Below are 22655 nucleotides of genomic sequence, written 5' to 3'. Positions count from 1 at the left end.
GGAGAGATGAAGATGAACATGAAACGATTTGGCTTACTGGTGGCGGTACCGCTCGCACTGCTCGTCGGATGCGGGGAAGCAGATGAACTGAAGACGACGGCGACGGACACGGAAGAAGTGGCAGAGGCGGAAGCGAGTGCGCCAGAGGAGACGACTGCTGAAGAGACGGACGTCCAAGAAAGTGAACTCGGGACGAACAAGATTTATTTGAAGAATAAGGCAGTCACCATCACGGAGACGATGGGACCGATTCAGTTCGCGATTGACAAAGTGCAGACGTCACGTCTCACGGTCGCGGAAGCATACAGCGACTCATTCGATGGACAAGAAGAAGTAACAGTCGTCGCGATGAACATGATCGTCGAGAACACGGTCGACGAGACGATGAGTTTCCATCCGAACCAGGCGACACTCGTGACGAACACGGGGGAGCAGGTGTCTTCGGACTTGTGGTTCTCAGATGACGTCGGTGGCGAATTCATGGGGAAAGTGAAGAAAGAAGGAAACGTGCTCTTCTTCGTGAAGGCGAAGCCAGAAGAGCTGACGGATTTAAAAATCGTCATCGATGGACCGTTTGACGAGAACTTCGACAAAGTGGCAGAAGAACGCTACGAATATACAATCAACGTGACGAAATAAAAGGAGGCGTGCCGAATAAATGTCGGCACGCTCTATTTTTGTACTTTAAACCCGAACGAAAGAGGGATAATAAAAATATCCCATCTTTTAGGAGGTCATTGATGAAGAATGTCTCTCTACTCAAATATGACCAACAGCTCCATTATGAATGGTCGAGTCGTGTCTTAGAAGAAACGGACGAGTACGTATTGTTGTATGCGGGACCGGGGCGGACGCTCCAACATCATACGCGAGGTGCCTGTTATACATACGATTCTCACGCACTGGAGTGCTTTATGCGACATGAAGGCTTCACGCTGCAACTCGATTTAGAACAGGACGGCACGATGCGCGGGTACTCCAATATTGGCCTGCCCCCAACCGTTACGGATGAGGAGATTCATTTCATTGACTTGGATGTGGACCTCGTTGCGAGGGAACCAGGAGAATGGCAACTCGTCGACGAAGAGGAGTTCGACATCAACCGGATACGATACGGTTATCCAGATGCATTGGTTGAACAGGTATGGCACACCGTCGCTGAAGTGAAACGACGAATCCAGCATCAGCAATTTCCGTTTGACGGTTCGCTAGAGCATCGTCTCATCGAAATCGCTCAAGAGAAAACGTCTCATTTCCGCTGATGCGGTAGCGGAATCGACAAGACGTCCCAGTCGCTACCGGCAAATAACTTCGATAGGTAAACGATCTGTCCGACGTGATAGCCGTAATGCGACACTTGTCGCTCAATCGCATCGATCACGGAGTGGGCTTCCCCACGAATCATGACATCTTTTCCTAAGTCTTCTGGTGTCAGATCGGCTAAGACGTCGTCCAACAGTTGCCAGCGCTCGTCCCATACTTGCATGAGCTCGTCCCGGGATAATTGTTGGTCCTCGAACTCGGCGTCGCGATTCCGATCCGGTTTCTCGCCGTCCGTCGTCAAGAAGTCGGTCCAGCGCGACTTCATATTGTTCGCCATGTGCTGGATGATGAGGGCAAGGGAGAGTGTATCGGGCGCGAGCGTCTTATGCAGGTCCTCGTCACTCACTTGGACGAGTGCGCGCTCGGCGAGTTGTTTCTGGCTTTTGAAGGTGGCGCGTACGGTATCGAGATATTGTGTTTCAAACATGAGAAATCCTCCTTTAGTATGTAAGCTATTTGTTTATACCCCATCATTGAACTTCTCAATGATGACTACGAAAAAAGCGTAGGATTTAGCGTCCTACGCTTTCGTTTACGCATGCTCCAACCGAAAATCTTCCCAATGCGTCCGTGCCTGATTTCGAATTCGCTCCGATACTTCCTTACTGCTGAGGAGGATCCCGTACCAGCGACGAGCATCCTCATAGTAATCGAGCGCAGCCGAAAGGTCGGCAATCCGAAGCATGAGCTGATCGTACGGCAGGCCAGTCCGAATCGGGTCCGTGTATGCCTCTTGCACCTCGTTGTATTTATCGAGCGTCCGCTGCATCCATTCCTTCTCAGACGCCGTATCCCCCATCAATCGATACATCCAGACGATCCGCATCCCGAGCATGGCGACGACGGACGGTTTTTGTCCGCTCAACTGGGCCGTCATGACCGCAAACTTATAAAGGAGGATGACATGCTCATGTGTTCGGTCACCTTTCAGCACATCCGGGTTCACTTGGTTGAAGTAATGCGTCTCGAGTGCCTCCCGGTTATGCTTCCGCACCTTGTCGAACGAGTCATGGAAGACGAGGTGGCAGTGACCGCAGACGGTCGGCTCATACAAATACGGGTTCGGTCCGTCATACGTCGTATAGCCGTCCTTTTCGACCTCGAGCGGACGGATGTGACGTGACAACACACGCTGGGTCTTGCTTTCCTGTAAACAATACGGACATTTGACTTTCTTCAAAAACAAATGTTCTGCCATCTCGACACCTCACACATAGACGTTGACGAGCAATCCGCGAATCTCACCGACCTGGTCGAGGAGGGAGAGGCGAGAGGCTTCCCCTGAGATGACCTGATCCGTCAGCGCGAGGAGCTTCTGGTCGACTTGTTCGACAACCTTGTAGATCTTCGCACGTCCCCGGCGGTTGAATCCGCGCTTGTCCTCGAGACGGAGTGCCGCGTCAACGGCCTCTTTCATAAAGTCTTTGATCATTTTCTTATAATCTGTGAGCGCCTCGACCGTCTGGCTCTCGGCGAGCAGCTCTCCTTGTTCCTGGATTGCGGCGATTTGGCGATGGAACCGCTCATGTTCGCGGTCTTCACGCTTTTGACCGATGACGTTTTGGAAGGAGACGCCGGGTTCGACCTCGGGGCGTTTCGCCTTATTTGAGCCGAGGAGCGATTGCGTCTCCATGATGCGACGAATGTCCATATGGGCAACCGTCCTTTCTTTAGGTTAGTTCAATAATTGTAACACGCCTTGCGGCAACGCGTTCGACTGCGCAATCATTGCCATGCCGGACTGATTCAAGATATTGAGTCGGGCGAAGTCCATCATTTCACGGGCCATGTCGGCATCACGGATTCGTGACTCGGACGCCGTCAAGTTCTCAGAACCGATGGCGACGACGCTGACGTTCGCCTCGAGACGGTTTTGAATCGCCCCGAGCTTCGAACGTTCAAGTGATACGCGGTTGATGGCCGCATCGAACTTCGCGATTGCCTCTCCCGCTTTGTCTGGCGTCAATACGCTGAGGGAGTAATAGGAAACATCTGCTGTCGCCTGATCGTTGTCATGGTCGACGGGAGATAACGCTCCGCCTCCTGCTGTCGTTGTCGTGATGCCGAGCGCGTGCGCGCGCATGTCTTCGACGTTCAAGACGACGGCTTCGTTATTGCCGGCCCCGATTTGGAAGAAGAGCGTATTTGCGCCCTGCATGTATTCCCCGTTCATGATTTTCTTCGAGTTGAACTCGGTCGTCTCGGCGATTCGTGTCACTTCTTCTGTCAAGGCGTTGATCTCTTCTTGGACGGCTTTCGCATCGTCCTCGCTGAGCGTCCCGTTCGCTGCTTGGACCGACAGTTCACGCATGCGCTGGAGAAGGGAATGCGTCTCATTCATCCCGCCCTCGAGCGTCTGGGTGAGCGAGATACCGTCGAGCGTGTTGCGCTCTGCCATCGAGAGCGAGTCAAGGCGCATCCGCATCTTCTCGGAGATGGCGAGTCCTGCCGCATCATCTGACGCCTTGTTGATCCGGACACCGCTCGAGAGGCGGTCCATCGTCTTCTTCATCGACGTCTGGTTCAACGAGAGTGACGTATAAGCTTTTAACGCTTGGACGTTATTGGTAATTTTCATAGCGATTTCCTCCAGTCGGGACAGATTGTGTTTTTGCGCGTTCCATCGCCTCGCTCCACGTCTTGTCGAGGTCGCTTGCGAGCGTATGTAGTTCTGCGATCTTTTGTTGGTCCTGGTCGATGATCGCCTCGACGCTGGCGTTCGCCATATAGAGATAGATTTCATCAAGTTGAGCCGCGATGATGCCACCGCCGTCATGAAGTCCTTGATGGAGCTTGACCAACAGCTCGCGCGCTTGGCGCAGATGACGATTTCGTTCAGCGATTGTCGAGCCTTGGGCGCGTTCGTAATGATACGTGAGTGCGTGTAACATCGCCTGTGTCAGTTCTTCAGGCCTCATTTCATATAACTGGGTTGGGTTCATCTTGGTTCTCCTTTAATGGAATCGAGTTCTTCTATCAACAGCAACACTTCCGCCATCACGTCATACAGCTGCGGGGGGATGGCATCCCCTAAGTCGAGGTCGAGCAGGTGTCCGAGCAAGGAATGGTCGTTCTCGACCGCCACGCCTCGGGCACGTGCCTCTTGAAGAATTTTTTCAGCGACGGCTCCCGTTCCGCGGGCGACGATGACGGGCGCTTTGTCCGTCGATTCGTCATAGCGGACGACCGCGGCCGTCTTTCGTTTCGTCAAATCCATGCGTTGGTACATCGTGGCCTCCTAAATTCTGAAGTCATAGCCGGTCGTCGGTGCCACTTTCGGCTCATCGACGACGCGCTCGGTTTTCGTGAGCGGTTTGAACTGGGTCGTCACGCTCTTATAGCCGATCGTCTCGAGCGTCTGTTCGATCTTGCCGAGGAGCGGGCGGGCGAGTCGTTCGACCGTCGCATCGTCATGCTCGAGCGTGAGGCGGAGGTTCCGGTCTTTCGCTTCTAGTTTGACGCCGATCTCGCCGAGGCGAGGCGTCTCTAAGCGGATATAAAGGACGCTATTCTCCCAGTCGACGACGTCACCGGCCTCGCGGTTTTGGATATGGACGTGAATCCCGGTGTCGATCTCCTGTACTTTCGCCGGAAGGGCGAACAGGAGCTGGTGGAGCTGCCCGCCATCGAGGCGGTTGAGCGTCTGTTGGACCTGAAGGAATGACGCGAGTCGCTGCGCTTCGGGGTTTGTCGTATCACTTCGTACGGACAGGGCGGACGTCGGCGTGTTGTTCGCCTGTGCGAGCTGGGCCTGTGCCTGGACACGTTGCGTCACTTCCTGGACGTGCCGACCGGATAGTGTCGCGTCAAGTTTCAGCGGTGTGACGCTCGGGATCTCTCCTGCGCGCATCGCACCATGTGGGATATATTCAATCCGTGCCTGGTTCGGTGCGTAGCGGAAGTCGTTCAACGTCGCCCGGACGTCTTTGACGAGTGCCGCGCTCTCTTGTGGCTTTGTCGAGAGTAACGACAAGGCGAGGTCGAGCTTCGCGGTCATGGCGACGAGTTGTTTCTCCTGCGTCACATCCGTGTGAAGGAGCGCATCCGTCTTTTGGACGAGTTGCGTCAAGCGGGTCGAGACGGTCTCAAGCGCGGGGCGTGCCGCATGTGGGTTCGACTCGATGAGTGCTGAGACCTGTCCGAGTTGTTTCGTCACCGTCGCCTGTTCGTTTCGGAACGTGTTCGTCACGTTCGCGAGATGGCTCGTCACTTCCTTGACCATCACTTGTCGTCCGTTCACCGGAGGGAGCGGCAACGGTTCGTTGCGCTCCATCTTCGGTGGGGTAGGGAAGTCTCGGATGACCCGGTCGATCGTCTCCTGGGTCGGTGTCACCCGTTCGCTCACGGGACGTGACAAGTTGACGAGTTCGACGTATCGCTCTTTTTGAGGGTACGGGGCGTCTGGCGCCGGCGGTGTGAGGAGTTGTCTCGCCTCAGTTAAAGAAAGGACAGCGATCTCTCGTGCGACTTCACGCGGGACGACCTGAGTGTCGAGCGTCTTTAGATGAAGGATGACGTCGCGCATGTCTCCTTTAAAAGCCGTCTCGAGCAGGCGTACCGTGTCCTCGTTCATCGGCAAACGCCCGGACTGGAGCAGACGACTGACGGCGCTTCGGACTTCGGGTGGAAGGGAAGCGAGGAGTATCTGGATCTTCGTGTCGAGCTTTGACGATGCAGGTGGTGCGGGTTCAAGCGTCTCTTCCTTTTGTGGAACGACGGTCGCGAGCAAGACGCCGTCCTGTTCGGCAAGCGTCACGTGGAACGGGTTCGTCTTCGGAAGCCCGTCTTTGAATGTGACCTCGACTTCTTCGCCGTTGATCTTGACGATTGCGGAGTCGGGGCCTGTCTGTTTGACGAGTTCGGCCTTATAGGTCCGATTCGTCTGGATGCCTGGTAAGACCGAACTGACGGCGGTCGCTTGGGCTTGAATTTGCATGTTTGTCACCTCGACCATAATATCGACCTCTTTTTCAAAAAATGAAGCGAAACAAACGAAAAAAACCTTCCGTCTTTTCGACGGAAGGCGTGTCATGATTCAAGCGCTGGGCTCGCATTCAATTGTTGGAACCGGGCGACGAGTTCTCCTGTCGCTTTCAGTTGGTTCCGAAGGACGTACGGTGTCGCGTTCGTCTGGATTTGATGTCCATCTTTTGTGAGGACGAGGCCGTTCGGCTCCTCCTCGATGTTCAGTATGTCTCGAATATGGGACCAGGCATACCATTCACAATCGTCTCGCTTCGGAGACTTCGTCGGGAAGAAGACGAGTCCGGTTGTCGGTTCGATCACGACAGGGACTTTCCCTTTTACGCCGGCGACGCGTTTGGCGATGAAGATTCGTTCCTCGATCGAGCTGTTGTACTGGCGGCAAGAAAGTTGCAACAACTGGTACGGCCGGAGCGGGGTTGAAATCTCGGTGCCATCCTCGAGAATGATCCGTGACTGCTTCATAATGTCAAAGCAAGGGAGAATCGCCACGGTTCGCTTTGTGATGCGATATTTTTCCTCAGAATAGTAGGAGCGCATACGCTGCACCATCCTCCTCGTATTAGATTTTCAGGATCGGCTAAATGACAAACGGCACAAACCTAAATCATCCCTTCAATGATATATCACAAAAAATGTAAATTCAACAAGACAATATGAAAAGTAGGGAAATAGAATTCCAATGAAAGCCAAATGACGAAACGTTTACAAATATTTGAGAAAGTGTTTGTCACGCTTACAAGAAGGTGGTAAGATTAGCCGTAGAGGACAACCCTCTGTATTCTCCAATGGTGAAAGGAATGGATTTACACATGGTAGGTAAAGTAAAATGGTTTAACTCAGAAAAAGGTTTTGGATTCATCGAAGTAGAAGGCGGCAAAGACGTGTTCGTACACTTCTCAGCAATCCAATCTGAAGGCTACAAATCACTTGACGAAGGTCAAGACGTAGAGTTTGAAATCGTTGATGGCGAGCGTGGCCCACAAGCGGCTAACGTTGTAAAATTATAATTTCAAACCGTGAAGCCGGCTCCCTCGGGAGTCGGCTTTTTATTTTGTCTAGATAATAAAAAAACGCGTTTAAAAATGGGTGGAATGGGTATTTTCTTTCTATACCTTTCGCTCGTTGTAGGAAATGTTGAATTCGGAACAAAATTGTCATTATTTTCTGATGATAACGTTTTCAAACATAGCGATTTCGGGGTATAATATTAGTGAGCCACCTGGTTCCACTTTCTTTTAGAAATGAAGCAGGAGATTCTGTCACGTTCGACGAATCATTGGTTCAAGCGGTTATTTTAAGGAGGAGTTCAGATGATTTATAACATTCGCGGCGAAAACATTGAGGTCACACCAGCAATCAAAGACTATGTCGAGAAAAAGCTGGAGAAGTTGACTCGGTATTTCACAACTCCTACGGATGCACAGACGGCTTACGTCAACTTAAAAGTGTATAACGAGAAACAAAAAGTGGAAGTGACGATTCCGATGCCGAACTTGTTGCTCCGTGCCGAGGACATCAACCTCGACATGTACGCGGCAATCGACCTCGTCGTCGATAAATTGGAACGTCAAATCCGTAAACACAAAACGAAACTCAACCGTAAAGGACGCGGGAAAGAAGGTGGCGTCGGCGAGTACTTCAAGTCCCTCGAAGGACCTGATGATGCACCGGCCGTCTATGATGAGGACGAGGCAGAACTCGAACTCGTACGGACGAAACGCTTCACATTGAAACCGATGGACACGGAAGAGGCGATTCTTCAAATGGACATGCTCGGTCACAGCTTCTTCGTCTTCTCTGACGCGGAAACGGGCAACACGAACGTCGTCTACCGTCGTAAAGATGGGAAGTATGGCTTGATCGAACCAGAATAATATACTTGACCTTACACGACCCTCCGGCTTCGGAGGGTCGTTTCGTTTTGCCTTTCCTTGAAAGGTGGCACCACTTCGGTTAAACTGTACATTAGGGAAAAAACATGCATTTTTTAGTGAGTGCAGAGGAGATATGAGTATGGCGAACTTTTTGAAAGAGTTATTTGCTCCACAGAAACGAGTATTGAAAAAAGCAGAGAAAGCGGCCGACTTGATCGAGTCGTTCGCCGAACCAATCAAAGCATTGTCAGACGAACAGCTTCAAGCGAAGACGGAAGAGTTCCGTGCACGCCTAGAGAAAGGCGAGACGCTCGACGATATCTTGCCAGAGGCGTTCGCGGTCTGTCGTGAGGCATCAGAGCGTGTGCTCGGCATGCGTCACTATCGTGTCCAGCTCATCGGGGGTTACGTGCTCCACAACGGTGACATCTCCGAGATGAAAACCGGTGAAGGGAAGACGCTCGTCGCGACACTTCCAGTCTATTTGAACGCGCTCACGGGCCGTGGCGTACACGTCGTAACGGTCAATGAATACTTGGCGAAGCGAGATAAAGAACTCATGGAGCCGCTCTATTTCGCACTTGGTCTCTCGGTCGGCCTCAACGTGTCGAACATGGACCGTGTCGAGAAGCAGGCGGCCTACAACTGTGATATCACGTATTCGACGAACAACGAGCTCGGATTCGACTACCTCCGTGACAACATGGTCCTTTATAAGGAAGACCGTGTGCAACGCGAGCTCTACTATACAATCGTCGATGAAGTCGACTCGATCCTCGTCGATGAAGCGCGTACTCCGCTCATCATCTCAGGATCGGCCCAAAAATCGACGGAACTCTATACGCGTGCAGATGCATTCGTCCGTACGTTAAAAGAGGAAGACGATTACACGGTCGACGTGAAGACGAAATCGGTTCTCTTGACGGACCAAGGGGTCGACCTCGCCGAGAAGTTCTTCGGCATCGACAACTTGTTCGCAATCGAGCACGTCGCGGTCAACCACCATGTCGGGCTCGCTCTTCGTGCGAACGCGGTCATGCATCACGACATCGACTATATGGTGCGTGACGGACAAGTCATGATCATCGACCAGTTCACCGGTCGTGTCATGGACGGACGTCGCTACTCGGAAGGTCTTCACCAGGCCATCGAGGCGAAAGAAGGCGTCGAGATTCAACGTGAATCGATGACGCTCGCGACGATCACGTATCAGAACTACTTCCGTATGTACGAGAAGCTTGCCGGGATGACTGGTACGGCGAAGACAGAGGAAGAAGAGTTCCGCAACATCTACAACATGCAAGTCGTGACGATTCCGACGAACAAACCGATTCTTCGTGAGGACCGTTCGGACCTCATCTTCAAGTCGATGGAAGGGAAGTTTAAAGCCGTCGTCGAGGAGATCGCAACGGTCCACGCGACAGGTCAACCGATCCTTGTCGGTACGGTCGCCGTCGAAACGTCTGAATACTTGAGCAAGCTCTTGACGAAGAAGAAGATTCGTCATGACGTCTTGAACGCGAAGAACCACGCGCGCGAGGCGGAAATCATCGAGAACGCCGGTCAAAAAGGCTCGGTCACGATCGCGACGAACATGGCCGGTCGTGGTACCGACATCAAGCTCGGCGAAGGTGTCATCGACCTCGGTGGTCTCTATATCATCGGGACAGAGCGTCACGAGTCACGCCGGATCGATAACCAGCTTCGTGGTCGTTCAGGTCGTCAAGGGGACCCGGGTAAATCCCAGTTCTACTTGTCGCTCGAAGATGAACTCATGCGTCGCTTCGGAACGGACAGTCTCCAGAACATGATGGAGCGTCTCGGAATGGACGATACGCAACCGATTGAGAGCCGCATGGTCTCGAAAGCCGTCGAATCGGCTCAAAAACGCGTCGAAGGAAACAACTACGATGCGCGTAAACAGCTTCTCGGTTACGATAACGTCATGGCCGACCAACGGAAAGTCATGTATAAAGACCGCTCGAGCATCCTCGAGAACGAGTCGGTCACAGACATCGTCCGCTCGATGATGGCACAGACGGTCGAACTCGGTGTCGGTCAATACACACCGATCGAACTCGTGCCGGAAGAGTGGAACATCGACGAACTCGCGCACTGGGCGAACCAGACGCTCGCGCTCGAGCGTACAGTCGAAGGCAAAGACTTCTTCGGCAAAGAACGCGAAGAGATCATCGAACTCCTCATGAAGCGCGTGAACGAACAGTACGAGTCGAAACGTCAACTCGCACCGCCTGAGCGCTTCAACGAGTTCGAGAAGATCATCGTGCTCCGTGCCGTCGACTCGCACTGGATGTCTCACATCGACCATATGGATCAGTTGCGTCAAGGGATTCATCTCCGTGCATACGGACAGAATGACCCGCTCCGCGAGTATCAGGCGGAAGGGATTAACATGTTCGATGCGATGAACGCAGCCATCTCAGAAGAAGTGACAGGCTTCGTGCTCCGTGCCGAAGTCGGGGACAACCTCCGACGCGAGAAAGTCGTCGAAGAAGAAGTCGCCGTCTCAGGCAAGGAAGACGCACCGGTCAAGAAGAAACCGGTCCGTCGTTCGAAAGAAGACAGCATCGGCCGGAACGATCCGTGCTGGTGTGGGTCTGGTAAGAAGTTCAAGAACTGTCACGGTAGACAACAGGCTTAATTATTGAAGAGGCGGGTCCGCTCGCCTCTTTCCTACGGAAAGGTGAATCAACACTATGGAAATTTCAGATATTCGGAACGAACTTGAGGCAATGGCGAAGCGCCTCGAGAACTACAGAGCTTCGCTCAACTTAACGGAGAAGGAAGCACGCATCGCCGAGCTCGAGAACGAGATGACGTACCCTGATTTTTGGGACAACCAAGAGAAGGCACAAAAAGTCATCGACGAGTCGAACGGCCTCAAGGCGATGGTCGATAAGTATCAAGACCTCGCGACACAACATGAGGACGGCGAAGTGACGCTCGAACTCATCAAAGAAGAGCCGGATGCCGAGATGCAAGAAGAGCTCGCGGAGACGATTCAATCGCTCAAGAAAGAGTTCGACGATTTCGAGCTCGAGATCCTCTTGAACGGACCGTACGATGCGAACAACGCGATTCTAGAATTACACCCGGGTGCGGGCGGTACCGAGTCACAGGACTGGGCATCGATGCTCCTTCGGATGTATCAGCGCTTCGCAGACAAGCAAGGCTGGAAAGTCGAGACGGTCGACTACCTTCCTGGTGAAGAAGCGGGCGTCAAGTCGGTCACGCTCCGCATCGTCGGGCACAACGCGTACGGCTACTTAAAAGCGGAGAAAGGGATTCACCGTTTGGTCCGCATCTCGCCGTTCGACTCGTCAGGCCGTCGTCACACGTCGTTCGTGTCATGTGACGTCATGCCAGAATTCGATGACGACATCGAAATCGAAGTACGGACAGAAGACCTCCGCATCGACACGTACCGCGCGTCAGGTGCCGGCGGACAGCACATCAACACGACAGACTCGGCCGTCCGGATCACGCACGTGCCGACAGGCGTCGTTGTCTCATGTCAGACAGAACGTTCACAGATCAAGAACCGTGAGTCGGCGATGAAGATGTTGAAAGCGAAATTGTACCAACGCGAACTCGACGAGCAACAACGTAAGCTCGACGAGATCCGTGGGGAGAAAACGGACATCGGTTGGGGTAGCCAAATCCGTTCATACGTCTTCCACCCGTATTCGATGGTCAAAGACCACCGTACGAACCACGAGGTCGGAAACACAAGTGGTGTCATGGATGGCGACGTCATGCCGTTCATCGATGCTTACCTTCGTAAAACAAATATGTGATGCATGTGGCTCAAAGACTCCTGTCTTTGGGCCATGTTGTCTGTAAAGGAGAATTTCTTTAATGAAGCAAATCGTCAAAGACTATCTGTATTTGTTGACGGGCTCGGTGTTCGTCGCCTCGGCCTTCAGTCTGTTCCTATTGCCGAACAACCTCGCGTCGGGCGGGGTGAGCGGGATCTCGGTCATCACGTATGAACTGTTCGGCATCTCACCGGGGGCGTTCCAGCTCGTGGCGAACGTGTTGCTACTTATCATCGGATGGGCCATCCTCGGTCTCGGCTTCGGCGTGAAGTCGCTCGTCGGCTCCATCTTTTTACCAGGTGTCATCCTCTTTTATGAGGCAATCGATGCGGGAGCTGCCGTGAACGACACGTTACTCGCCGCCATTTTCGGTGGAGTCGGTGTCGGTGTCGGACTCGGGCTCATCTTCCGAGGACGTGCCTCGACAGGCGGGATGGACTTAATCGCACAGATCTTACATAAGTTCACGCACATCCCGCTCTATCTTTGTATCGCCATCCTCGACGGTATGGTCGTTTTGACCGCTGCTGTCACATTCTCGTTCTCGACCGGGCTCTATGCACTTATCGCGTTATTCATCACGGTCAAGATGATCGACTTCGTCCAGCTCGGGTTCACACAGGACAAGATGGCGTATGTCATCTCGGAGAAGCGGGACTTCATCGTCCGGGCCGTCTTTGAGGAGCTCGACCGTGGCGCGACGGAGATTCAGGCGATCGGGGCGTATTCTCGTCTCGACCGTCCGATGCTCATGATCGTCGTCCGTCAGAGCGAGGTGAGCCGTCTGAAAGAGATCATCCGTCGGATCGACCCGGAGGCGTTCCTCGTCTTCAGCGAGGCGCACGAGGTGCTCGGACAAGGGTTCACGTCGGATAAACGCTATATCAACGTTCCGTAAGTTGTGGAATCTTTGTGTACTTTTCGTGAGATTAGGTTAGAAAGTACACGTGAACGGCTATAATGGTAAATGTAGGTCATTTCTACAACTTAGGAGGGGAACGTGGTTATGAAAAAATGGATGATGGCCATCGGCCTCGGCGCCATGCTGACACTCGGCGCATGTGGCGGCGGCGAAGAAGAGGACACGTCGAGCAACGGGGATTCGGGCTCGAACACGGCATCGGTTGACGCGGAAGCGGTATACGCACAAAACTGTGCGGCATGTCACGGTGCGAACCTTGAAGGAATGAGTGGTCCGTCACTCGAGCAAGTCGGTGCTCGTCTGTCGGCAGAAGAGATTGAAAACGTCATTCGTAACGGTCAAGGCGCGATGCCTGCGAACGTCCTCGAAGACGATGAAGAGATCACGGCAGTTGCCGCTTGGCTCGCTGAGAAAAAATAAGACACTTAAGCATGAGGTGAGCATTTACCTCGTGCTTTTTTGTTTTGGGTGTTATTGCTTGGGGAATTATTGTTAGGGTAATAGTAGATGTTATGGAAATGGAGTGATGACAATTGAAGACGAAACTGATTGACTGGCCGACTTTTATCGGCTCGTTTGTATTACTGTTAGGGGTGACGTTACCGCTCATCTTCTTCCCGGAGACCGGTAAGGCCTGGGTCGGGGCGGCGAACGAATACATGACCTCTAACTTCGGAGTATTGTACTTAGCGATGGGCTTAGGTGCATTCGGATTTTTGATCTTTATTGCCTTTAGTAAGAATGGCCATATCAAGTTAGGTCGTGAAGATGAAGAACCCGAATTTAGTACGTTCTCCTGGGCAGCGATGTTGTTTGCTGCCGGCATCGGGTCGAGTATTCTTTATTGGTCAGTCATTGAATGGGTCTACTATTATGAGGGGCCACCGTTCGGACTGACACCCGAGTCACCTGAAGCGATTCAATGGTCGACGGCATACGGGATGTTCCACTGGGGGCCAATCGCCTGGGCAATCTATACGTTACCGGCATTACCGATTGCCTATTTCTTCTATGTCCGTAAAAAGTCAGTACTTAAAGTCAGTGAAGCGGTACGTCCCGTGATTGGCAAATGGGCGGACGGACCACTCGGCAAATTGATTGATATCTTATTTATTTTTGGGTTATTAGGCGGTGCCGGGACGACACTCGCGCTCGGGACACCGATGATTGCCGAAGGGGTCAACGAACTGACTGGGATTCCGGTCACGCTCGGCATGCAAGCCGTCATCATGTTGATTTGTACCGTCATCTTTGCCGTCAGTTCATATATCGGACTGAAGGGCGGAATCAAAGTACTGAGTGACTTGAACATCTGGCTCGCGCTCGGGATTTTGACGTTCGTCTTCATCTTTGGACCGACACGGTTCATTTTGGAGACGACATTCAACGGAGTCGGGATTGTCATGGACAACTTCTTCCGTATGGCGACGTGGATGGAACCGTTCGGTGACTTCGGTGGATTCACGACAACCGGGTTCCCAGAATCATGGACCGTATTCTATTGGGCATGGTGGCTCGTGTACGCACCGTTCGTCGGACTGTTCGTCGCCCGCATCTCGCGCGGCCGGACGATTCGGAACATGATTTTTGGGACGATGGTGTACGGGACGCTCGGATGTATCCTGTTCTTCGGGATTCTCGGGAACTATGGGCTGTACCTCCACTTGAGTGGCACGTTCGATGTCGTCGGCTATATGGCGGCGAACGGTCCAGCTCCGACCATCATCGCCATCATCAGCCAGTTGCCGTTCGGGAAAGTCGTCGTTGGCGTCTTCACGCTTCTCGCCATCATCTTCTTGGCGACGACGTTCGATTCATCGTCTTACATTTTGGCATCGGTCACACAGAAGCATGTCGAGGACGAGCCAATCGTCTGGAACCGTCTCTTCTGGGCATTCGCACTTGCGATCATGCCGCTCACGCTCATGTTCCTCGGTGGACTTGATACGCTACAGACAGCGAGTATCGTCGGTGGGTTCCCTCTGATCTTTATCATGTTCCTCCTAGCCTGGTCGTTCGTCCGGGTGTCGAGTCGGGATATCCGAGCCTCCGATGATTATGAATCGTCGACGATCCATATCAAGTATCGGAAGCGGAAAAAATCTCCGTTTGACGCATTGAAAGAAAAACCACGTGACTAATTATTGACGATATCGTGAAGGGTGTTCCTACGAGAGCACCCTTTTTGAAGTGCGGTTTCAACTTTTTCTTACATATAGAGAAAGCGAGGTTCTTCGCGACATTTTCCCACTGAACTCAATCGAACTGAAACAATCCTGTAATGGTCTTTTAAAAGTTGGATTGATATAATTGTAGTCGCTTCAACTATGCCCTAGATGAATTTTTGACCAGGGGAATATGAAAAAACGACACCTTGACAGCGGGAGTCGTTTCCTGTAAAAAAGACTCTAGGCGAAATATACAGTAACTAAAACAATTGATTCAACTTCGTCATAGATGCATACAAATATTAAAAAAAGGGTAGGGAATACGTTATGATCTCGATGCAAAAAGTCAGTAAAGTATATCCAAACGGCGTCGTAGCCATGGATGACCTCGATCTACAGATTCGCGACGGCGAGTTCCTTTATGTGGTCGGGCCTTCCGGTGCCGGAAAGTCGACCTTCATGAAGATGATTTATCGTGAAGAGAAACCGACAGGCGGTCAATTGTTGATCGACGGACTAGATGTCGGAAAATTGAAGGACCGGCACGTGCCGAAGCTGCGCCGCCAACTCGGCGTCATCTTCCAAGACTTCAAGTTGCTTCCGACACTCACTGTCTATGAGAACGTTGCGTTCGCATTAGAAGTCGTCGGGGCAGACGCGACGTCGATTCGTAAACAAGTCATGGATGTGTTGAACCTTGTCGGATTGAAAAACAAGGCACGCAACTATCCAGATGAACTCTCAGGTGGAGAGCAGCAACGTGTCTCAATCGCACGGGCAATCGTAAACAAACCAAAACTTATCATCGCCGATGAGCCGACAGGGAACTTGGACCCGGAAACGGCATGGGGCATTATGGAAGTGTTTGAAGAAATTCACCGCCGCGGAGCGACGATCGTCATGGCGACGCACAACCGTGACATCGTTGATAAGATTCGTCACCGCGTCATCGCGATTGAGAATGGGAAAGTAGTTCGCGATGAAGAGAAAGGAGCATATGGCTATGATGTTTAAGACTGGATTGCGCCATTTGCGTGAAGGGTTCAAAGGAACACTTCGTAATGGATGGATGTCGTTCGCGGCGATCAGTGCCGTGACAATCACCTTGTTGCTTGTCGGTGTCTTCGCACTCGTCATGTTCAACGTCAATGAGATCTCGGACAACGTCGAGAACGATGTCGAGATTCAAGTGTTCATCACCCGGACAGCGGATGAGAAATCGGTAGAGCAACTCGGACAGAACATTGAACAGGTGCCGGGCGTCTCGACGGTCACGTTTAGCTCGAAAGAGGATGAATTGCAGAAGTTCCAGACCCAACTCGGGGACGATGCGGCGGCATACGGAACGGTTGAGAAAGACAACCCGCTCCACGCCCGTTATATCGTCAAAGCACAAGACCCGACAGAACTAGAGGACGTGGCCAAGTCGGTCAGTTCACTCGAAAATGTTGACGATGTGAAGTACGGAAAAGACTACATCGACAAAATGTTTGCCTTCTTCAACGGGATTCGCATCGGTGGACTCGCGTTGATCGTCGGACTGACATTGATGGCGATGTTCTTGATTTCAAATACGATCAAGATGACCATCTTCTCACGTCGTCGTGAGATTGAAATCATGCGACTCGTCGGAGCGAAGAACAGCTTTATCCGCTGGCCGTTCTTTATCGAAGGACTGCTTCTCGGTATGCTTGGTGCTCTCGTCCCGATTCTCGTCATTTATTTCGGATATGACGTCGCATATAGTGCTTTACAACCATCGCTTGATCAATTGAATAGTGATATATTTAAGTTGATTGATCCATCGACGCTCACGGTACAAGTATCGCTCGTCTTACTTGCACTCGGTGCGTTCATCGGGATTTGGGGATCGACGACATCGCTCGGTCGCTTCTTGAAAATCTAACTTAAATAAGGAGGAGTTGGCGGATGAAACGTTCGCTTGCGCTAGGGTTGTGTGTATCGTTACTTGCCATGCCGGTCATGGCGACAGAGAAAGACACGTTAAAAGCTCGACAAGACCGACTGTCCAATGAATTGGAGGAGTCGAAAAAAGCGCAGGCCGAGACGGATGCCGAGCTCGAGGTCACCGAGGCAGAACGGGATGCCGTGCAGACGGAAATTCTCGTCGTCGATGACCGCTTGAATGATTTGAGTGAACAAATCGCGATTCAACAGCACGAGGTCGATACGGCCCGTGAAGAGCTTGAGGCGACCCGCCAACAACTTTCCGTTCAGGAAGAATACTTGGAAAGTCAGAAGGAACTGTTGAACGAACGCCTTCGCGTCTTACAAGTGCATGAAGATTCTTCTTATTTACAAGTCATTTTTGAGTCCCGTTCCTTCGGCGATTTCGTGACTCGGGTCATGACGGCCCGCACGATCGCTGAGCAGGACCGGGAGCTCATACATAATTATATGAGTGAGATGGAACGTCTCGAGTCGTTAGAGACGACACAGCGTACCCAGCTCTCCTTCATCAAACAAAAAGAGCGTGAGCTCGTCATCACGAAACAAGACCTTGACCGTACGGCCGAGAAGAAACGTAATTTGTTGGTCGAACTGAACGAACAAGTCGAGCAGCTCGAACTCGAAAAAATGACGCGCAGCGAAGAACAAGCCGTCATGGCCGAACAGAACCGCATCATCAGTGAACAGCTTGAGGCAATCGCGACAGCTGAACGGGAAGCCGCTGAGGAGGCGGAACGTGCGAAGCGGGAAGCCGAGGCACGCGCAGCTGAAGAACGGGCACGCGCCGAAAGAGAGGCGCAGGAAGCGGAGACGGAAGTCGCGGCACCTGAAGTGACTCCACCGCCAGCGTCGCCGGCTGAAACGCCGACGAACGTGTCCACCTCGACTGGATTCGTCCGTCCCGTTTCCGGTTACGTCTCGAGCCCGTTCGGTCCACGGAACAATCCGTTGACAGGTGTCCCTGAGATTCATAAGGGGATTGACCTCGTTAACGCCCCAAGGACACCGATCGTCGCGAGTGCGCCAGGTGTGGTCATCAAGGCGGCTCCGGCGACCGGATATGGGAACGTCGTCTTCGTCTCCCACGTCATGAACGGAGAGATTTGGACGACGGTCTACGCCCATCTGGATGCGATCACGGTCGGTGCCGGTCAACAAGTCGCAGCAGGGCAGACGGTCGGGACGCTCGGCAACACCGGCTGGTCGACTGGACCGCATCTCCATTTTGAGCTACATCGAGGAAAATGGGCACCGGGACAACCGAATGCGATTGACCCAGCCCCGTATATTGGATACTGACTAAAGCGGACGCGTCCCAAATATGTGGAACGCGTCCGCTTTTCCTCTCGTTTTTGCTATACTAATGAAAAGACTTACAAAGAGAAATGAGGGACCAACCCGTGAAAAATTCAACCGCAGGACTACTCGCTGGCACAACGTTCGTGGCTGGGGCCGGTGCAGGCCTTGCGACGATGGCGTTTACAGACACATCACTTCCGATTCAGACGAATGCGGAAGGCTGGGATAAAGTCGACCAAGTGCGTGATTTGATTGAAGAACATTCGTTACAAGACATCTCGGAAGAGGATTTATTGACCGGTGCGCTCGATGGTATGACGGCAGCACTCAATGACCCGTATTCGGATTTCTTGGACGCGGAAGAAACATCGCAATTTACCGACTCGATTGAATCGAGTTTTGAAGGAATCGGCGCGACTTTGGAGAAGAAAGGAGAAGACATCTTAATCGTCGCTCCAATCAAAGGCGCTCCAGCCGAGGAGGCGGGTCTTCGTCCCGGTGATATCATCACGGCGGTCGACGGGGAGTCGATCGAAGGGATGGACGTACAAGAAGCCGTTCAGCTCATCCGTGGGGAAAAAGGGACGACCGTCACGTTGACGATTCGCCGTGGCAGTCAGACGGCGGACTATGAGATCACGCGTGACACGATTCCGATTGAGACGGTGTTCTCAGAAGTGAAGGAGCAAGACGGTAAAAAAATCGGCTATCTTCAAGTGACGCAGTTCTCAGAACCGACAGCCGATGAGTTCCTTGAACAACTCGAGCAACTCGAGTCAGAAGATATCGACAGCTTGATCATCGACGTACGTGGGAACCCAGGAGGTCTCTTGCCGGCTGTCATCGAGATGTCGGAAGGATTCGTACCGACATCAAAACCGGTCGTTCAAATCGAAAATGCGGACGGGGACCGTGACGCACAGAATGGACGCGCCCGCGAAGCGAAGCCGTATGAGTTATTCGTCTTGACGGATGAGGGCTCTGCCTCGGCATCCGAGATTTTGACGGGTGCGATGAAAGAAGGGGCAGGCGCAACGATCATCGGGACGAAAACGTTCGGAAAAGGCGTCGTTCAGACGGCGTTCGATCTAGAGGACGGCAGCAACTTGAAGTTGACGACGAGCAAATGGCTCACGCCGGACGGGAACTGGATCAATAAAAAAGGGATTGAGCCGGACATCGAAGTGAAACAACCAGATTACTTCAATGTGACCCGAGTGTTGACAGAAGAAGAGTCATTAAAAGTCGGCGATTACGGCGACGCCGTCTCGAACTTGCATAAAATCTTGACGGGAATCGGCTATGAGCCAGGCGGTCAGCCAGGATACTATGGTGACACGATGGCAGATGCCGTGAAAGCATTCCAGACAGACAATGGCCTCGAGGCTTCTGGGACAGTCGATGAAGAGACCGCTTCGGCGCTCGAATCGAAATTGCTCGAGGCGATTCAAGATGAGGCGAACGATGCCCAATTGAACCGGGCGCTCGAAGAAGCCGCAAAATAACGTTGAATGAAAGAAAGGATTGGACCGCGTGGAAGTTGTACGAATGAGTGTTACGGCTTTACTGACGTTGTTAGGTAGTCCGCTGTTTTGGGTGACGCTCGTCGCCCTTACATACATATCGATGACACGAGTCAAACGAGAACGAGCCATGTTTCGTTCGAGACGACGCTCGCCGAAGTCGGAATGGAAGCATTTCATCTGGCCGAGTCTTCTTCTAGCGGTCCTCTCATCGGCCGCGACGATTCTACTTGAGACGACCATCACGTTTGAATGGGCAGTCTCGTTCACGATGCTCTATACGCTCGTGGTATTGACGATGCATCCGCGATTCTTCAATCCGGTGCTTCCACTCTTTGTCTTGTTCGCGGTCGTCATGTTACGAGATGTCGTCTCTTACGGGGCACTCAGTGATTGGGTGAGAGAACTCGCTCGAGTCGATTGGACGGTTTACGCGCTCACGTTCGGACTCGTCACACTCGCTGAAGCGATTCTCTTGCGCTGGAACGGGTCGAAAGAGACATCCCCGACACTGATTTTATCGAAACGTGGTCAGTTCATCGGGGGGCATGTCGTCAAACGCATTTGGTTTTTCCCGCTCGTCGTCTTCTTGCCACCGACGTTCGGTCTCGACTGGCCGATGGTGCCGATCATTCTTCCGATTCCGATCGGGGTCAGTTTACTGTCGACCGGTGCCTTACCGGGAACGCTTCTCGCACGATTGAGCAACTATCGCGGGGTACTCGCCTTGATCGCTCTCGGTCTATTCGGTCTCTCGTATGTATGGGAGATCCCGTATGTCGACTATGCGCTGTTCGCCTTGTTTGTTCTTTATGAGCTTGGACTTCAGTGGATCAAACGAGAGAATCGCGGTACGACACCTGTCTTCATCAATGGAAATCGTGGGGCGGTTATCGTGGACACGCTTCCGAATTCACCAGGAGAGGCGATGCAGCTTATCCCAGGTGAATCCATCTATAAAGTGAATGGGACGATCATCACGGGAGGGCACAGTTTTTATGAGGCGCTCCAGCAACATAAACCGTACATCAAGCTCGAGGTGTTGAATCTGAACGGAGATATTCGTTTTGTTCAACGGGCGATGTATGAGACCGATCCACACGAACTCGGTATCTTGTTCGTCGGGGAACCGACGAGCCCACGTGTCCGACTTCGTAAATTGTAAGAGTATCCTTCACGGGGTACTCTTTTTTTGCATACGAAAAGGGCACCCGTGAGGATGCCCTTGCCACTTATACGTCAAGTTTTGATGGTTTGAATGCCATCGTTGCTTCGACCGCATGTTGCCAACCTTTGTAGAGTGCTTCGCGATGAGACTCGTCCATGTTCGGCTCGAACTTCTTATCGAGTTTCCACTGGTCTTTGATTTCTGCTTGGTCTTTCCAGAAACCAACGGCGAGACCTGCCAAGTAGGCGGCACCGAGTGCAGTCGTTTCACTTACTTCCGGACGTTCGACCGGTACATCGAGGATGTCCGATTGGAACTGCATGAGGAAGTTGTTGCTGACGGCTCCACCATCGACGCGGAGTGTCTTCAAGTTGATGCCTGAATCGTTCTCCATCGATGTGAGGACGTCGCGTGTCTGATAAGCGAGTGACTCGATTGTCGCACGGACCAATTGCTCTTTCTCCGTTCCGCGTGTGAGACCGAAGATGGCACCACGCACGTCAGAGTTCCAATATGGTGCACCGAGACCAACGAAGGCAGGTACGACATAAACGCCCTCTGTCGATTCGATTCGCGTCGCATACTGCTCCGAGTCTTTCGCTGACTTCAACATCCGTAATCCGTCACGGAGCCACTGAATTGCCGAACCGGCGACGAAGATCGAACCTTCGAGCGCATATTCGACTTTTCCGTTATAGCCCCACGCGATTGTCGTCAATAGACCGTGATCCGATTTGACGGCTTCTTCACCCGTGTTCATGAGCATGAAGCAACCCGTTCCGTACGTGTTCTTTCCTTCACCTTTTTCGAAGCACGTCTGACCGAACAAGGCAGCCTGTTGGTCACCTGCGGCTCCGGCAATCGGTACTTCAAATCCGAAGAAGTGATACGGGATCGTATTCGCATAGACTTCACTCGAAGGCTTGACTTCAGGAAGCATTGATTTCGGTACCGTCAAGATTTCGAGTAACTCGTCATCCCACTTCTGTTCGTAAATGTTATACATGAGTGTACGTGATGCGTTCGAATAATCTGTCACGTGGGCTTTACCACCTGAGAGTTTCCAGATGAGCCATGTGTCGATTGTTCCGAAGAGAAGTTCACCATTCTCGGCTTTCTCACGAGCGCCTTCGACGTTATCCAAGATCCATTTGACTTTCGTACCTGAGAAGTAGGCGTCGATGAGAAGACCCGTTTTGTCACGAACCATGTCCGAGTGACCTGCCGCTTTTAGCTCTTCACAGATATCAGCAGTTTGACGTGATTGCCAAACAACCGCGTTGTAAACAGGACGTCCTGTTTCTTTCTCCCAAACGACCGCAGTCTCACGTTGGTTCGTGATCCCGATTCCTGCGATTTCATTCGGGTCGATATCCGCCGAACCGAACGCTTCCGCCATAACGGCGAGGACAGACCCCCAGATCTCATTGGCGTTATGCTCAACCCAGCCTGGTTTTGGGAAGTATTGTTTGAATTCGCGCTGTGCGACTGTGACGATTTTTCCATCATGATCAAAAATGATTGCCCGTGAACTTGTCGTTCCTTGGTCCAATGCTAAAATATAACGTTTTTCTTTCGCCAT

23 protein-coding genes are annotated in these 22655 nt (G+C 52.3%); 14 read left to right on the top strand and 9 right to left on the bottom strand.

Features of this window, described 5'->3' with window-relative positions; all coding sequences use genetic code 11:
* Window positions 1-12 precede the first annotated feature (12 nt).
* Both LCM29_RS07500 and LCM29_RS07495 read left to right on the top strand, forming a co-directional pair.
* The gene (locus LCM29_RS07500; RefSeq protein ID WP_224861759.1) at window positions 13-639 is read left to right on the top strand and encodes a hypothetical protein; all 627 of its coding nucleotides are present in this window, start codon (window positions 13-15) and stop codon (window positions 637-639) included.
* A gap of 101 nt (window positions 640-740) precedes the next feature.
* Window positions 741-1262, top strand: coding sequence for a DUF402 domain-containing protein (locus LCM29_RS07495; RefSeq protein WP_224861758.1), 522 nt, complete (start codon window positions 741-743; stop codon window positions 1260-1262).
* Here LCM29_RS07495 and LCM29_RS07490 read toward each other — a convergent pair.
* From LCM29_RS07490 to LCM29_RS07455, 8 genes are all read right to left on the bottom strand, one after another.
* A complete protein-coding gene (locus tag LCM29_RS07490) occupies window positions 1250-1750 on the bottom strand; it encodes a DUF1572 family protein (protein ID WP_224861757.1) in 501 nt (166 codons plus the stop codon). The genes LCM29_RS07495 and LCM29_RS07490 overlap by 13 nt on opposite strands.
* A 105-nt stretch (window positions 1751-1855) precedes the next feature.
* Window positions 1856-2521, bottom strand: a complete 666-nt coding sequence (locus LCM29_RS07485) for a DUF2225 domain-containing protein (protein ID WP_224861756.1) — start codon at window positions 2519-2521, stop codon at window positions 1856-1858.
* A 9-nt stretch (window positions 2522-2530) separates the two neighbouring features.
* Entirely contained in the window at window positions 2531-2974 is a 444-nt protein-coding gene (locus tag LCM29_RS07480) for a YaaR family protein (RefSeq protein ID WP_214785873.1), read from the bottom strand.
* Window positions 2975-2998: 24 nt separating this feature from the next.
* Window positions 2999-3901, bottom strand: coding sequence for a flagellin (locus LCM29_RS07475; RefSeq protein ID WP_224861754.1), 903 nt, complete (start codon window positions 3899-3901; stop codon window positions 2999-3001).
* The gene (gene fliS / locus LCM29_RS07470) at window positions 3885-4265 is read right to left on the bottom strand and encodes a flagellar export chaperone FliS (RefSeq protein WP_224861752.1); all 381 of its coding nucleotides are present in this window, start codon (window positions 4263-4265) and stop codon (window positions 3885-3887) included. Before fliS ends, LCM29_RS07475 begins: the two co-directional genes overlap by 17 nt.
* Window positions 4262-4552: an EscU/YscU/HrcU family type III secretion system export apparatus switch protein gene (locus LCM29_RS07465; protein ID WP_214693601.1), complete on the bottom strand. Its 291-nt coding sequence runs from the start codon at window positions 4550-4552 to the stop codon at window positions 4262-4264. The genes fliS and LCM29_RS07465 overlap by 4 nt, the downstream gene beginning before the upstream one ends.
* Window positions 4553-4561: 9 nt before the next feature.
* Window positions 4562-6277, bottom strand: coding sequence for a hypothetical protein (locus tag LCM29_RS07460; protein ID WP_224861750.1), 1716 nt, complete (start codon window positions 6275-6277; stop codon window positions 4562-4564).
* Window positions 6278-6351: 74 nt separating this feature from the next.
* Window positions 6352-6846, bottom strand: coding sequence for a competence protein ComK (locus LCM29_RS07455; RefSeq protein ID WP_214745974.1), 495 nt, complete (start codon window positions 6844-6846; stop codon window positions 6352-6354).
* A 272-nt stretch (window positions 6847-7118) separates the two neighbouring features.
* Between LCM29_RS07455 and cspD the strand changes: the two genes are divergently transcribed.
* From cspD to LCM29_RS07395, 12 genes are all read left to right on the top strand, one after another.
* Window positions 7119-7316, top strand: a complete 198-nt coding sequence (gene cspD, locus LCM29_RS07450) for a cold-shock protein CspD (protein ID WP_012726946.1) — start codon at window positions 7119-7121, stop codon at window positions 7314-7316.
* Window positions 7317-7619: 303 nt separating this feature from the next.
* The gene (gene hpf, locus LCM29_RS07445) at window positions 7620-8183 is read left to right on the top strand and encodes a ribosome hibernation-promoting factor, HPF/YfiA family (protein WP_214687196.1); all 564 of its coding nucleotides are present in this window, start codon (window positions 7620-7622) and stop codon (window positions 8181-8183) included.
* Between the two features lie 139 nt (window positions 8184-8322).
* Complete coding sequence (gene secA / locus LCM29_RS07440; protein ID WP_224861748.1) at window positions 8323-10845, top strand: preprotein translocase subunit SecA; 2523 nt, start codon at window positions 8323-8325, stop codon at window positions 10843-10845.
* 55 nt (window positions 10846-10900) lie between these two features.
* Window positions 10901-12001, top strand: a complete 1101-nt coding sequence (gene prfB, locus LCM29_RS07435; RefSeq protein ID WP_214693596.1) for a peptide chain release factor 2 — start codon at window positions 10901-10903, stop codon at window positions 11999-12001.
* Between the two features lie 61 nt (window positions 12002-12062).
* On the top strand, window positions 12063-12920 hold the full coding sequence (locus tag LCM29_RS07430; RefSeq protein WP_214693594.1) for a YitT family protein: 858 nt from the start codon (window positions 12063-12065) through the stop codon (window positions 12918-12920).
* A 108-nt stretch (window positions 12921-13028) separates the two neighbouring features.
* On the top strand, window positions 13029-13364 hold the full coding sequence (cccB, locus tag LCM29_RS07425; protein ID WP_012726941.1) for a cytochrome c551: 336 nt from the start codon (window positions 13029-13031) through the stop codon (window positions 13362-13364).
* A gap of 113 nt (window positions 13365-13477) precedes the next feature.
* The gene (locus tag LCM29_RS07420; protein WP_224861746.1) at window positions 13478-15085 is read left to right on the top strand and encodes a BCCT family transporter; all 1608 of its coding nucleotides are present in this window, start codon (window positions 13478-13480) and stop codon (window positions 15083-15085) included.
* Window positions 15086-15439: 354 nt separating this feature from the next.
* Window positions 15440-16126: a cell division ATP-binding protein FtsE gene (ftsE, locus tag LCM29_RS07415; protein WP_224861744.1), complete on the top strand. Its 687-nt coding sequence runs from the start codon at window positions 15440-15442 to the stop codon at window positions 16124-16126.
* Window positions 16116-17018: a permease-like cell division protein FtsX gene (ftsX, locus tag LCM29_RS07410; RefSeq protein ID WP_224861742.1), complete on the top strand. Its 903-nt coding sequence runs from the start codon at window positions 16116-16118 to the stop codon at window positions 17016-17018. Before ftsE ends, ftsX begins: the two co-directional genes overlap by 11 nt.
* Before the next feature lie 23 nt (window positions 17019-17041).
* Window positions 17042-18382, top strand: a complete 1341-nt coding sequence (locus tag LCM29_RS07405; protein ID WP_224861740.1) for a murein hydrolase activator EnvC family protein — start codon at window positions 17042-17044, stop codon at window positions 18380-18382.
* A gap of 101 nt (window positions 18383-18483) precedes the next feature.
* Window positions 18484-19887 carry a S41 family peptidase gene (locus LCM29_RS07400; protein ID WP_224861738.1) on the top strand — a complete coding sequence of 468 codons (1404 nt, stop codon included), beginning with the start codon at window positions 18484-18486 and terminating at the stop codon, window positions 19885-19887.
* Window positions 19888-19930: 43 nt separating this feature from the next.
* Complete coding sequence (locus LCM29_RS07395) at window positions 19931-21070, top strand: PDZ domain-containing protein (protein ID WP_224861736.1); 1140 nt, start codon at window positions 19931-19933, stop codon at window positions 21068-21070.
* Window positions 21071-21137: 67 nt separating this feature from the next.
* Here LCM29_RS07395 and glpK read toward each other — a convergent pair whose 3' ends face one another.
* The gene (gene glpK / locus LCM29_RS07390; RefSeq protein WP_214786928.1) at window positions 21138-22655 is read right to left on the bottom strand and encodes a glycerol kinase GlpK; all 1518 of its coding nucleotides are present in this window, start codon (window positions 22653-22655) and stop codon (window positions 21138-21140) included.

The organism is Exiguobacterium aestuarii (genome assembly GCF_020171655.1).
GTDB classification, from domain to species: Bacteria; Bacillota; Bacilli; order Exiguobacteriales; family Exiguobacteriaceae; genus Exiguobacterium; species Exiguobacterium aestuarii_A.
Note: the sequence above shows the minus strand (reverse complement) of the source record. Positions and strands in the feature narration are given on the sequence as shown.

What these genes read in the sequence shown, in the direction of transcription:
- LCM29_RS07500 (WP_224861759.1), top strand. Translation starts at nt 13, where the DNA reads ATGAACATGAAACGATTTGGCTTACTGGTGGCGGTACCGCTCGCACTG.
- LCM29_RS07495 (WP_224861758.1), top strand. Translation starts at nt 741, where the DNA reads ATGAAGAATGTCTCTCTACTCAAATATGACCAACAGCTCCATTATGAA.
- LCM29_RS07490 (WP_224861757.1), bottom strand. Translation starts at nt 1,750, where the DNA reads ATGTTTGAAACACAATATCTCGATACCGTACGCGCCACCTTCAAAAGC.
- LCM29_RS07485 (WP_224861756.1), bottom strand. Translation starts at nt 2,521, where the DNA reads ATGGCAGAACATTTGTTTTTGAAGAAAGTCAAATGTCCGTATTGTTTA.
- LCM29_RS07480 (WP_214785873.1), bottom strand. Translation starts at nt 2,974, where the DNA reads ATGGACATTCGTCGCATCATGGAGACGCAATCGCTCCTCGGCTCAAAT.
- LCM29_RS07475 (WP_224861754.1), bottom strand. Translation starts at nt 3,901, where the DNA reads ATGAAAATTACCAATAACGTCCAAGCGTTAAAAGCTTATACGTCACTC.
- fliS (WP_224861752.1), bottom strand. Translation starts at nt 4,265, where the DNA reads ATGAACCCAACCCAGTTATATGAAATGAGGCCTGAAGAACTGACACAG.
- LCM29_RS07465 (WP_214693601.1), bottom strand. Translation starts at nt 4,552, where the DNA reads ATGTACCAACGCATGGATTTGACGAAACGAAAGACGGCCGCGGTCGTC.
- LCM29_RS07460 (WP_224861750.1), bottom strand. Translation starts at nt 6,277, where the DNA reads ATGGTCGAGGTGACAAACATGCAAATTCAAGCCCAAGCGACCGCCGTC.
- LCM29_RS07455 (WP_214745974.1), bottom strand. Translation starts at nt 6,846, where the DNA reads ATGCGCTCCTACTATTCTGAGGAAAAATATCGCATCACAAAGCGAACC.
- cspD (WP_012726946.1), top strand. Translation starts at nt 7,119, where the DNA reads ATGGTAGGTAAAGTAAAATGGTTTAACTCAGAAAAAGGTTTTGGATTC.
- hpf (WP_214687196.1), top strand. Translation starts at nt 7,620, where the DNA reads ATGATTTATAACATTCGCGGCGAAAACATTGAGGTCACACCAGCAATC.
- secA (WP_224861748.1), top strand. Translation starts at nt 8,323, where the DNA reads ATGGCGAACTTTTTGAAAGAGTTATTTGCTCCACAGAAACGAGTATTG.
- prfB (WP_214693596.1), top strand. Translation starts at nt 10,901, where the DNA reads ATGGAAATTTCAGATATTCGGAACGAACTTGAGGCAATGGCGAAGCGC.
- LCM29_RS07430 (WP_214693594.1), top strand. Translation starts at nt 12,063, where the DNA reads ATGAAGCAAATCGTCAAAGACTATCTGTATTTGTTGACGGGCTCGGTG.
- cccB (WP_012726941.1), top strand. Translation starts at nt 13,029, where the DNA reads ATGAAAAAATGGATGATGGCCATCGGCCTCGGCGCCATGCTGACACTC.
- ftsE (WP_224861744.1), top strand. Translation starts at nt 15,440, where the DNA reads ATGATCTCGATGCAAAAAGTCAGTAAAGTATATCCAAACGGCGTCGTA.
- ftsX (WP_224861742.1), top strand. Translation starts at nt 16,116, where the DNA reads ATGATGTTTAAGACTGGATTGCGCCATTTGCGTGAAGGGTTCAAAGGA.
- LCM29_RS07405 (WP_224861740.1), top strand. Translation starts at nt 17,042, where the DNA reads ATGAAACGTTCGCTTGCGCTAGGGTTGTGTGTATCGTTACTTGCCATG.
- LCM29_RS07395 (WP_224861736.1), top strand. Translation starts at nt 19,931, where the DNA reads ATGAGTGTTACGGCTTTACTGACGTTGTTAGGTAGTCCGCTGTTTTGG.
- glpK (WP_214786928.1), bottom strand. Translation starts at nt 22,655, where the DNA reads ATGGCGAAAGAAAAACGTTATATTTTAGCATTGGACCAAGGAACGACA.